Consider the following 12,390-nt stretch of genomic DNA (forward strand, 5'->3'; position numbering starts at 1 on the left):
CACTTAGCCGTGTCCGCCATCCAATCTTTTGCACTTGCGGTGTTTGTCGGAAAGGGCATCTGATGCGCTTTACCAAGCTCCGCCTTCTCGGCTTCAAATCGTTCGTAGAGCCTGCTGAATTCGTCATTGAAAGCGGCTTGACCGGCGTCGTCGGTCCCAATGGCTGCGGCAAGTCGAATCTCGTCGAAGCGCTACGCTGGGTGATGGGCGAAAGCTCTTACAAAAACATGCGCGCCTCCGGCATGGACGATGTGATTTTTTCCGGATCGGGGACACGGCCATCACGAAATACCGCGGAAGTGACGCTCTTCCTCGACAATCAGGACCGCAGTGCGCCGTCCGCATTCAATAACGCGGACGAGCTTCAGGTTTCGAGGCGCATCGAGCGCGAGGCCGGCTCGGTTTATCGCATCAACGGCAAGGATGCGCGCGCCAAGGACGTACAATTACTGTTTGCCGATCAATCGACAGGCGCGCGTTCGCCTTCGATGGTCGGGCAGGGCCGTATCGGCGAGCTTATCCAGGCGAAACCACAGGCGCGCCGGGCCTTGCTGGAGGAGGCGGCGGGGATCTCCGGCCTGCATACCCGTCGCCATGAGGCTGAACTGCGTCTACGGGCAGCGGAACAGAACCTTGAGCGGCTCGAGGATGTCGTCGGTGAGCTTGAAACGCAGATCGAAAGTCTGAAGCGGCAGTCGCGTCAGGCAAATCGCTTTAAAAGCCTGTCCGCCGATATACGCCGGTCGGAAGCCATTCTTCTGCATCTGAAGTGGTCTGTTGCCAAGGCGCAGGAAGGCGAGGCGCAATCGGCGCTCTCGGTGGCGACGGTTGGCGTCGGCGATCAGGCACAAAAGCAGATGAACGCCGCCAAGGAACAGGCGATCGGCGCACATAAATTGCCTGATTTGCGCGAAGCGGAAGCCAAGGCGGCGGCGATATTGCAGCGTCTAACCATCGCTCGGTCGCAGCTCAATGAGGAAGCCGAGCGGATGCGGGCGCGCCAGAACGAATTGGAAAAGCGCCTCGTTCAGTTCACCGCCGATATTGCGCGCGAAGAGCAGATGGTGCGCGATAACGCCGATGTGCTGGCACGTCTCGACACGGAGGAGCGGTCGCTCAACGAAGAAAATGCCAATGCTGGCGAACGCGAGATCGAAACGCGTGCAGAATTCGAGCGCGCCGACGCCAAGTTGAAAGAAAGCGAAACAGCACTGGCCAAGGTTACTGCCGAGCGCGCCGAAGCGTCTGCCGAACGTGCGCAAGTCGAGCGGAACTTGCGCGAGAGTGCCGAGCGGCGTGAGCGCCTGATGCGTCAGATGAGCGATGTGGAGCGCGACTTGTCTGCAGTCGCAGCCCAAATAGGCGCGCTGGCCGATCCTGTTGAGAAACAAGGTCTGGTGGAAACCGCTGAAGCCGCACTCGAGCATGCCGAAGAATCTGCGCTCACCGCTGAAGCGGCGGTGGAAACCGCGCGCCGGCGGGAGGCCGAACTTCGCCAGCCTCTGCAGGAAGCGCGCAGCAATCTGGGCCGTATAGAGACGGAAGCGAATACGCTTGCCAAGATGATCAACCTTGGTGGGTCAGACCTTTTTCCCGCGGTCGTGGAGTCGCTGAAAGTTGAGAAGGGGTATGAAGTAGCTCTTGGAGCTGCCTTGGGTGAGGATCTTGACGCACCTACGGACAAAAGCGCCCCGGTCTTTTGGGGTGAAGTAGACGGTTCGGGGGACCCGGCGTTGCCGGCAGGTCTTCAATCCCTGGCGGAATTTGTCCGGGCTCCGCGCCAACTGGCGCGCTGTCTTGCCCAGATCGGCATTGTCTCCGAGGCAGACGGGGCGCGGCTACAATCCGCGCTGAAGCCGGGTCAGCGGCTGGTCAGCCGCGATGGCGCGTTGTGGCGCTGGGATGGCTATACGGCAAGCGCCGATGCACCAACGCCGGCCGCGCAGCGCCTTGCCCAAAAGAACCGCTTGGCCGAACTTGATCTTGAAGTGGTCGAGGCAACGAAAATCCTGCGTGCTGCGGAAGCCGGAATAGCCGCCGCCGAAGCGGCCGTTCGGCAATCCATTGAAGTAGAGCGCACTGCACGCGATCAATGGCGTGGCATGCAACGCTCCGTCACCGATGCGCGCGAAGCCTTGGCCGCCGCCGAACGCGCCGCGGGCCAATTGTCCAGCCGCCGCGCCGCGCTCGAAGAGGGCAAGGCCCGCCTTGCCGAAAACCTGGAGGAAACCCAGGAGCAATTCCTGGAGGCGGAAACCCGGCTGTCGGGTGCCGCCGACCTTGATGAAGTCAATATCCGGCTCGCCAATTTGACGAGCGAAGTGACGCTTGATCGCGCCGCACTGGCGGAAGCCCGCGCGATTCATGATGGTCTGCGCCGCGAAGCCGAAAATCGTATGCGTCGCCTCGAAGCGATTGGTCACGAACGCAAGAGCTGGGTCAACCGCGCCGACAATGCCGACCGCCAGATCACGTCACTTTCCGAACGCCGTCTGGAAGCGGAGCGCGAGGCGGAGAATCTCGCTGACGCTCCCGACGAGCTTGCCGAGCGCAATCGGACATTGCTTTCGCAATTGTCCGAAGCGGAGGCGTTGCGCAAGGATGCAGCCGACAAGCTTGCCATTGCGGAAAACAGGCAACGGGAACTCGACCAGTTTGCAACCGATGCCATCCAGGCTTTGGCCACAGCGCGCGAGGGCAGGGCGCGCGCCGAGGAACGGCTCACTGCTGCGCAAGAACGTCGCAAGGATGCCGAAACCCGCATTGCCGAGGCGCTGAATTGTGCCCCGCACGAGGTGATGAAGCTGACCGGTCTCGGCCCTGATGATCCGCTGCCGGATGTCGATGCAACGGAGCGCAATCTGGAGCGTCTGAAGATTGAGCGCGAACGTCTCGGGGCCGTCAACCTGCGGGCGGAGGAAGAACAAGACGAACTTTCCGCGCGACTTGAGACGATCATCAGCGAGCGCGAGGATATCATCGAGGCGGTCAAGAAGCTGCGCCAGGCGATCCACAGTTTGAACCGGGAGGGACGTGAGCGGCTGCTGGCCGCGTTCGAAGTGGTCAACGTCCAGTTTCAACGCCTGTTCACACACCTCTTTGGTGGCGGCACCGCAGAGCTGCAATTGATCGAGTCCGATGATCCGCTGGAAGCGGGCCTCGAAATCCTTGCCCGCCCGCCCGGCAAGAAGCCGCAGACGATGACGCTGCTGTCGGGCGGCGAACAGGCGTTGACCGCGATGGCTTTGATATTTGCAGTGTTCCTCACAAATCCGGCACCAATCTGCGTTCTCGACGAAGTGGATGCGCCGCTCGATGATCATAATGTCGAGCGTTTCTGCAATCTGATGGACGAAATGGCAGCGTCCACCGATACGCGGTTTGTCGTCATTACCCACAATCCCATCACCATGGCTCGTATGAACCGTCTCTTCGGCGTCACCATGGCCGAACAGGGCGTTAGTCAACTGGTCTCCGTCGATCTTCAGACGGCAGAGCAGCTGCGTGAGGCAAGCTGATCGATCGTAAATGACGAAGGATTTCAAAGCTTAATGCGGATTTACTCTGCTAATCGATTTGAATGCTGCGATGCAGCATTTTTTAATGGTGCTTGACGAATTGATCGCGTAGACCTCTCCTGTGTTTCAGCGGCAAGGGAGGCTGCAATGGTGAAATGGGTCTACACATTCGGTGATGGCAAGGCGGAAGGATCCGCCGGTGATCGCAATCTGTTGGGTGGAAAAGGCGCAAATCTTGCCGAGATGTGCTCGCTAGGCTTGCCGGTTCCGCCTGGATTTACCATCACCACAGACGTTTGCAGCTGGTACTATGACAATGGTCGGAAATATCCGGACACGCTCGAAACGGATATAAAAAAGTCCCTCTCCCACATTGCCGCGATTACGGGCCGCAACTTCGGCGACACGGAAAAGCCGCTGCTGGTCTCCGTGCGCTCCGGAGCGCGTGCGTCCATGCCGGGTATGATGGATACGGTGCTCAACCTTGGCCTCAACGACGGGACAGTCGAGGCGATTGCCCGCGAGACGGGCGATGCGCGGTTTGCCTATGACAGTTATCGCCGCTTCATCCAGATGTATTCCGACGTCGTCATGGGGCTCGATCATTCGGTCTTCGAGGAGATTCTTGAAGACACCAAGGCCAATCTCGGCCATGAGGTCGATACGGCCCTGACAGCCGACGACTGGAAGAATGTCATTGCGTTGTACAAGGCGAAGATTGAGGAAGAGCTTGATGAGCCTTTCCCGCAGGATCCGGAAAAACAGCTGTGGGGCGCGATCAGCGCTGTATTTTCCAGCTGGATGAATGCCCGCGCGATTACCTACCGGCGGCTTCACAACATTCCGGAGAGCTGGGGCACGGCGGTCAGCGTCCAGGCGATGGTGTTCGGCAATATGGGCGATCGCTCGGCGACCGGGGTTGCCTTCACCCGCAATCCATCTACTGGCGAAAAGAAACTCTACGGCGAGTTCCTGGTCAACGCGCAAGGCGAAGACGTCGTTGCCGGTATTCGCACACCCCAGAACATCACGGAAGACGCACGTATTGCTGCGGGCTCCGACAAGCCCTCACTAGAGAAGATAATGCCTGCGGCCTTTGCCGAATTCTGCGCAGTGTCGGAACGGCTCGAGAAGCACTACACCGACATGCAGGATCTCGAATTCACCATCGAGAATGGCAAGTTGTGGATGCTGCAGACGCGGTCCGGCAAGCGTACTGCCAAGGCAGCATTAAAGATTGCGGTGGAGATGGCTGAAGAAGGCCTGATCTCGCGCGAGGAAGCAGTTCTGCGCATCGATCCCGCTTCGCTTGACCAATTGCTGCACCCGACCATCGATCCTGGTGCAGAGCGCAATATCATTGGAACAGGCCTTCCGGCATCTCCCGGAGCAGCCACAGGCGAAATCGTCTTCTCGTCGGAAGACGCAGAGCAGCTGAAGGCCGAGGGGCGCAAAGCGATTCTGGTTCGTATCGAGACGAGTCCAGAAGACATCCACGGAATGCATGCCGCCGAGGCGATCTTGACCACGCGCGGCGGCATGACCAGCCACGCGGCGGTCGTCGCGCGCGGCATGGGTAAACCCTGCGTGTCAGGTGCTGGCTCGCTGCGCGTCGACTACCGCAATGAGACACTGCTCGCCATGGGCGTTGTTTTGAAAAAGGGCGATATCATCACCATCGATGGCGGCACCGGCCAGGTGCTGAAGGGCGCAGTGCCCATGCGGCAGCCGGAACTTTCCGGGGATTTCGGCCAGATCATGGAATGGGCCGACAAGACGCGGCGCATGAAGGTGCGCGCCAACGCGGAAACGCCTGTCGATGCCCGTACAGCTCGCTCATTTGGCGCTGAAGGCATCGGGTTGTGCCGCACCGAGCATATGTTTTTCGAAGGCGAACGCATCGTCGCCATGCGTGAAATGATCCTGGCCGATAACGAGAAAGGCCGTCGTGCTGCGCTCAACAAATTGCTGCCGATGCAGCGCTCCGACTTCGTGGAGTTGTTCGAAATAATGCATGGCCTGCCGGTCACAATTCGCCTGCTGGACCCGCCCTTGCATGAGTTTCTACCGAAAACCGAGGAAGAAATCGCTGAAGTCGCTGCTGCCATGAATGTCGACGCCGACAAGCTGCGCGAACGGACCGATAGCCTGCACGAAACCAACCCGATGCTCGGCCATCGCGGCTGCCGTCTTGCTATCTCCTATCCGGAAATCGCCGAAATGCAGGCGCGGGCGATTTTCGAAGCTGCTGTGGAAGCGGCGAAATCGACAGGCGCTCCTGTTGAACCAGAAATCATGGTGCCGCTCGTCGGGTTGCGTGCCGAACTCGATTTCGTCAAGGCGCGGATAGATGCGGTTGCTGCCGATGTGATGAAAGAAGCAGACATCAAGATCAACTATCTGGTCGGAACAATGATCGAGTTGCCGCGCGCCGCCATCCGTGCCCACTCGATTGCTGAAGTCGCCGAGTTTTTCTCGTTCGGAACCAATGATTTGACCCAGACGACATTCGGCATCTCGCGCGATGACGCCTCATCCTTCCTGATGAGCTATCAGGTGAAGGGCATCATCGAGCAGGATCCGTTCGTAACGATCGACATTGACGGCGTTGGCGAACTGGTACGGATCGGTGCTGACAAGGGCAGGGCCGCGCGGCCCGGAATCAAGCTCGGCATATGCGGCGAACATGGCGGCGATCCAGCTTCCATCCACTTCTGCGAGGAGGTCGGGCTCGACTATGTTTCCTGCTCGCCATTCCGCGTTCCGATCGCCCGGCTTGCGGCAGCGCAGGCGTCGGCCAAGGCGAAGAATGCCTAGGTCACGTCTGCCATAAATATGCTTAGTTTCGCGCGCCTTGTCCGCGCGAAACTACTCAATCCATGGCGAAAATCGTGCGCTCAACGTCTGCAATCATCACTGCAATTGTTCTCGGCGCCTCCGTCGTCACGGCAGCAGCCAAGGAACATCCTCACTTCATAGAACCCAAACTTTTCATCACCAGAGGCGGCGATGCAACGCCGCAAGTCGCGTTGACGCTGGATGCCTGTTCCGGCCAGACAGATCAGCGTATTCTCAACGCGTTGGTTGAAAACCATATCCCGGCGACAATCTTTGTCACCGGCCGCTGGCTCAGGCGCAATGCCCCTTCAGTAGCGATCATGAAAGCGCATCCAGACCTGTTTGAACTGGAAAATCATGGGCTTAACCATATCCCGGCCATAGACGACCAAGCCAGGATGTTCGGCCTGAAGACGGCAGGATCTCTACCTGCTATCCGCACGGAGATCGAAGGCGGTGCGAATGCGATGATTGCAGCAACACTGACGAAGCCGGCCTGGTATCGTGACGCGACGGCACGCTACAGCGACGATGCGATAGCACTCGCCCATCAGATGGGATACCGGGTGGCCGGCTATTCCCTGAACGCCGATGTGGGTGCCTCGTTGCTGGCCGGCCAGGTTGAAAAGCGAATTTCAGCCGCCAAGGACGGCGACGTGATCATCGCCCATGTGAACCAGCCGACGCGAGCAGCGGGAGAGGGTGTCGTCAAAGGCATTCTCGCGCTCAAGCAAAAGGGCTTCCATTTTGCGCGCCTTGAGGACGTTCAGGAGAGCGAGCAGCCAGTGCGGCCGGGCGTTTAACCATCGTTGATATTTATACGACTATCGAAATATCTAGACTTTGGGATAATTGACAGGCTTGTCTGTATTGTGTTCGTTGCGGAACGCTCATTGAGCGACACCTTGGGAGGGGTTCATCCGCATGAAGATATAAAAATTCATATGATTTTTGCGGATACATCCGCGCAGTTCATTTTTTAGCGAACCATTTGTAAAAGACAGAACCACACCAGAGCTGGATCAAATATGTGATGCGCGATTGTGCCGACACGGCCAACCGCGCAACGGCGCCGCAAGTTCGGACGTAGCTGCGTATGTCATTGATTTTCCGTCGAAATGTCTGGTTTTGCCTCACCTTGATTTGAGGAGGAATTATCTTGAACCGCATTCAAATTTCCATACTGAGCTTGATGTTATTGCCGGGTCTCGCTGGTTGCAACGATTCAAAGACAGACACAGCACAATCAGGCGGTGGTACATTTGCCGGTCTGCCTGGACCCAAGGGTGAGCCCGGCGAAAAGGGACCAACTGGCGACAAAGGCGAAGCTGGCGGCAAGGGTGAAGTCGGAGACGCAGGCACAAACGGAGACAAAGGCGAGGCTGGCGATAAGGGTCTGGCCGGAGACAAAGGTGAGGATGGTGACAAAGGTGAGGCTGGCGACAACGGCGCAAACGGAGACAAAGGCGGGGCCGGAGACAAAGGCGAGGCCGGCGACAAAGGGCTGGCCGGAGATAAAGGCGAAGTTGGCCTCAAGGGCGAAGTTGGGGACAAGGGTGGAACGACGGTCGAGCCGGTAAGGGACGGCACTATCACACCAAGGCCGGGCGGCTTTGACGTGCAGTTGCAGAAAGACGTGCTCGAGGTTCGTGCAGTGACCGCCAACGCGTTTCGGGTTCATTATTTGCTGGATGGAAAGGGCACAGAGAAAACTCGGGTGATCGACCCTTCCTTTAAATCCGATGCCACCTACGAGTTGAAGGACTCAATTCTTCCGACGGATAAAGACCTTGTTCTGGGACAATACACCGCCCGCTGGAATCCTTCAGACGCAACTGTCTCGATTCTCGACGCCAAAAGCGCGAAGGTGATGACGATCGATGTCAACGAGCTCAAGATCGGCAACGTCAACGTAGAGCACAATGCAAATGATCTTCGTTACGGTATCAATGGCAGTGGGGTGGGTGAACATCCCACTTCCCTCTTTCGCAACTGGGAAGAGGGCCTGAACGCCGGCGATCAGGGTCACGCTGGTGCACCCTTTGTCTGGAGCACCGCAGGCTATGGGGTTCTTGTCGATACGATGGGTTCTGCCAGCAGGAAGATTGATCTGCGCGACAACAGAAGCATCAAATTCCTTGGCACGTCAAAGATTGATACAGATGCCTATTTACTCGTGGGCCGTCCGCCCGAGTTGTTCGGTGCACTTGCGAAGATAAGCGGACGTTCACCGCTATTTCCAAAATGGGCCATGGGCTTTACCAACAGCCAATGGGGCGCAGACGATCAATGGGATGGATACAGGTACGACAAAGGTCTTAACGAAGCAAAGCTTCGTAAAATCATCAGTCGTTACCGAAGCGAAGGCATACCGATCGACGCATTCACATTTGACCTGGACTGGATGTACTGGGCCAGAGGCGACATTCCCTATAGCCAGTTTACCTGGAACTTAGAAAAATTTCCCGGAATGGCGGCGAATGTTCCAGATAATGACAAGCTGAAGCTGTGGCTTGACGGGCAGGGTGTCAAGATGACGGCTATCTTGAAGCCCCGTATCCCGGTCAAATCAGTCGAAGGGGAGGTTGCACAGAGCCGTAGTTTCTGGATGCCCACTACAAAAGACCAAGATGATTACTTCTTAAAGACTACAAAGATGCGGCACCTGAATTTCGCGAAGCCCGAGGTTACCGCATGGTATTTTGACCATCTTAAAGGTGCGTTCGATTCCGGTATTGCGGGCTGGTGGAATGATGAGTTCGATTCGAGTGAAGCCGCTGATGACGGTAATGAAACCGAAGGTTTCGATATGCAACGCGCGGTCTACGAATGGCAGCGCAGCTACGCGCCAGAAAAACGCGTCTGGTCCATCAACCGTAACTTCTATCTGGGCGCTCAACGCTACGCCTATGGGCTCTGGTCGGGCGATATCGAAAATGGCTTCCAGGTCATGGCTGATCAGCGCAAGAAAATGCTGAGTGCAATCAATGCCGGCGCCATGCAATGGACCATGGATACCGGTGGCTTTCGCAATGGAAAGGGAACGAAAGATGGTGCCACCGGCCCTGAGGATTATGCGCGCTGGATGCAGTTTGCGATTTTTACCCCGATGTTCCGCGTCCACGGTGACAATGGGATACAGCGCCAACCTTGGTATTATGTACCAAACAAGCCTCATTCGAGCGAGCCTCAAGCAATGAAGGATACCGCAATGTACGAGGCGATCAAGCTGCGCTACAAGCTCATTCCCTATATTTACAGTTACGAACATCAGCGCAACAAAACCGGCGTCGGCATTGTCCGTCCATTGATATTCGATTGGCCGGAAGACAAGAAAGTTGAAAGCGATATCGACAGCTGGCTGTTCGGCGATTGGCTGCTGGCCTCTCCGGTGGTGACGCAAGGACAGGGGAACAAGGATATCTACCTTCCTGCGGGGAGCTGGACCGAGTGGAATTCAGGTCAAACGAAGCAGGGTGGCCAGTCGACCAGCTTCAATACAGTCAAATGGGAGAATAACTTCCCGCTGTTCATCCGCCAGGGTGCGATTATCCCGATGATGCACGAAGACGTGCAATATGTGGGAGAAAAGCCGCTCAAAGAACTGGATGTGGAAGTGTTCCCGGACACAAAGCGCACGTCGTTCGAGTATTATGATGATGACGGCAAAACCTATGATTATGAGAAGGGTGTATATTTCCTGCAGAACTTGTCCGTGCAACGGACTGGCAAAACGGTTCTATTCGAAACAGCTACTCCAGAGGGTAGTTTCACACCGGAACTCGAATATTATACTGTGAAGATTCATGGCCCTGTTGCCACGAGTGCCGAGTTGAATGGCGCGAAGCTCGATCAGGTTGCAAACCAGGCCGCTCTGACCGGCGAAGGCTGGTATTCGGGACTGGACGAGGCTCATGGCAATATACCAGTGACCTATGTTCGGTTAAACGCCCGGAAACAGCAAAGCGTTACGCTGACCACCCAGTGATAAAATCATGAAAGGGCAGTCTCAGACTGCCCTTTCATATCTTAACCAATTGAAATCACACCACCCGTAGCCCGTTCTTCGACACGTAAGCCTCGGTGTCGGCCAGGGCCAATTCGAAGCGATTGAAGAGTTCGTTGAGTTCATCCTCGGTGATTATCATCGGCGGGCAGAACGCAATTGTATCGCCAAGGGCGCGAAGTATGGCGCCATGTCCTTCGAGAAACTTTGCAAGATTTGATCCAACGCCATGCGCTGGGTCGAAGGAGCGTTTCGTGGCCTTGTCAGCAACCAATTCCACAGCTCCTACAAGTCCGCAGGAACGAACTTCACCCACGAGCGGATGATCTTCGATTTTGGCAAGGCGAGCTTCGAAAGTCGGCGTCAGCCCGCGCACATACTCGACAATATTCCGGCGCTGGTAGATTTCGATTGCCTTCACGCCAAGCGCGCACCCGACCGGATGACCGCCATAAGTGAAACCATGGCCGAAACTGCCGAGCTGGGCGCTGTGGTCGACATAGGCCTGGTAGACGTCCTCGGGAACGAGCACGGCACCGAGCGGCGCATAGGCTGCGGTCAGCTGTTTGGCAACGGATATGGTTGTCGGTGTCATGCCGACGCTCTGGCTCCCCCACCAGTTGCCCGTACGGCCGAAACCGTTGATGACTTCGTCGGCGATGATGAGAATATCATGCTCGCGCAGGATCGGTTCGATGGCGGCGAAGTAGCTCGAAGGCGGAACGATGACGCCGCCAGCACCCATGACAGGTTCGGCGATAAAGGCGGCAATAGTGTCTGGGCCTTCGCGTTCGATCATATCTTTCAATGACTTGGCAAGTCGCGCCACAAATTCGGCCTCGCTTTCGCCCTCGAGGCCGAAACGATAATAATGCGGGCAATCCGTATGCAGCACGCGGTCCACGGGCAAGTCCCAGCCCTTGTGGTTCCCGGGCAGGCCGGTCAGCGACGCGGCCATGACCGTGACGCCATGATAAGCCTTGACGCGGGAGATGATCTTCTTCTTTTCCGGTCGGCCAAGGGCGTTGTTATAGTACCAGGCAAGCTTGACCTGCGTGTCGTTTGCCTCGGAACCGGACGATGTATAGAACACTTTCGAAATCGGCACCGGCGCGATTTCCTTAAGCTTTTCAGCAAGTTCGATAGCTGGCTCCATACCCTTGCCACCGAAGAGATGGTAATAGGGCAGGGTGCGCATCTGCTCATTGGCTGCCTCGATCATCTCCTCGTCGCCATATCCGAGACCGGCGCACCACAGACCCGACATGCCCTCGATATATTCCTTGCCTTGAGTGTCGTAGAGGTAGACGCCTTTGCCATGCCCTATGACCAGCGGCCCGGTTTCTGCAAGCTTGTGGAGGGGAGTATAGGGGTGCAAAACCGCGTTGATATCGCGCTGCTGGACATTGGTAAGGGGATGGCCATTCGCCATTTGGTAACTCCGGCTTTGAAAGATTTGCGACCTTAGCCAGACTCGTTTGAAAGTGCAAAGCGCGGCGCGACAAAAAAACTGCTTGCAACCATGCTAACCAAAATTTCAACTCAGGGTGAAAAAAAGCATCCCGGAATCGACTATTCTCACATAGGAATCGTCAGGTCTTGCGCCATTTTCGCGTATTGTTGCGCAAAAACCTTGCTGGAATAGACGAGCGCCGATCTAAGTCCGAAAACGTTTGATGAGAGCGGCAAATTCCATCCCGAGTTTGCTCTGCGGTGCGGTCTCGGGCTGATCCGTGGTCACGGTCAAACTTGTTCCGTCGTTGCCGAGCATCACGAACACGGTCTGATCGGTCGTACCGTCCGACACGGAGATGGCGGCGATCCGCTGCTGATCGCTATTTTCCGGTGCTCTGATATTGAAGATCACTTCGCCGCCGACGAGATCTGCGGCTTTGCGCAAGGCGCCCTCAAAACCGTCGGCGACGATGTCCTGGGCACCGAGCGCAAGCTCGATTTCCACAACTTCAAGCGAAACCGCTTGGCCAGCCTCAGGCATATTGTCCGGCCTCGTTATCTTCATGTTTGAAA

General features: G+C 56.9%; 6 protein-coding genes. 4 read left to right on the forward strand and 2 right to left on the reverse strand.

The genetic code is table 11. The features are described 5' to 3' along the window. The first annotated feature begins 62 nt into the window (after nt 1-62). From smc to LB462_RS00250, 4 genes are all read left to right on the forward strand, one after another. Nucleotides 63-3,518 (forward strand): chromosome segregation protein SMC, encoded by a 3,456-nt coding sequence (gene smc, locus LB462_RS00235; RefSeq protein ID WP_224505437.1) that lies wholly within the window; start codon nt 63-65, stop codon nt 3,516-3,518. A gap of 147 nt (nt 3,519-3,665) precedes the next feature. Continuing rightward, nucleotides 3,666-6,335, forward strand: a complete 2,670-nt coding sequence (gene ppdK / locus LB462_RS00240; protein WP_224505438.1) for a pyruvate, phosphate dikinase — start codon at nt 3,666-3,668, stop codon at nt 6,333-6,335. A 62-nt stretch (nt 6,336-6,397) separates the two neighbouring features. Continuing rightward, complete coding sequence (locus LB462_RS00245) at nt 6,398-7,159, forward strand: polysaccharide deacetylase family protein (protein WP_224505439.1); 762 nt, start codon at nt 6,398-6,400, stop codon at nt 7,157-7,159. Nucleotides 7,160-7,515: 356 nt separating this feature from the next. Next, nucleotides 7,516-10,344: a TIM-barrel domain-containing protein gene (locus tag LB462_RS00250; protein WP_224505440.1), complete on the forward strand. Its 2,829-nt coding sequence runs from the start codon at nt 7,516-7,518 to the stop codon at nt 10,342-10,344. A gap of 55 nt (nt 10,345-10,399) precedes the next feature. Here the strand turns inward: LB462_RS00250 and LB462_RS00255 are convergent, their stop codons facing one another. Then, nucleotides 10,400-11,794 (reverse strand): aminotransferase, encoded by a 1,395-nt coding sequence (locus tag LB462_RS00255; protein ID WP_224505441.1) that lies wholly within the window; start codon nt 11,792-11,794, stop codon nt 10,400-10,402. A 225-nt stretch (nt 11,795-12,019) separates the two neighbouring features. Further along, a complete protein-coding gene (locus LB462_RS00260; RefSeq protein ID WP_224505442.1) occupies nt 12,020-12,382 on the reverse strand; it encodes a hypothetical protein in 363 nt (120 codons plus the stop codon). Nucleotides 12,383-12,390 lie beyond the last annotated feature (8 nt).

It is taken from the genome of Phyllobacterium chamaecytisi (genome assembly GCF_020164455.1).
Lineage (GTDB): Bacteria > Pseudomonadota > Alphaproteobacteria > Rhizobiales > Rhizobiaceae > Phyllobacterium > Phyllobacterium chamaecytisi.

Coding starts and splice junctions, on each gene's coding strand:
- smc (WP_224505437.1), top strand. CDS start 63: ATGCGCTTTACCAAGCTCCGCCTTCTCGGCTTCAAATCGTTCGTAGAG.
- LB462_RS00260 (WP_224505442.1), bottom strand. CDS start 12,382: ATGAAGATAACGAGGCCGGACAATATGCCTGAGGCTGGCCAAGCGGTT.
- ppdK (WP_224505438.1), top strand. CDS start 3,666: ATGGTGAAATGGGTCTACACATTCGGTGATGGCAAGGCGGAAGGATCC.
- LB462_RS00255 (WP_224505441.1), bottom strand. CDS start 11,794: ATGGCGAATGGCCATCCCCTTACCAATGTCCAGCAGCGCGATATCAAC.
- LB462_RS00245 (WP_224505439.1), top strand. CDS start 6,398: ATGGCGAAAATCGTGCGCTCAACGTCTGCAATCATCACTGCAATTGTT.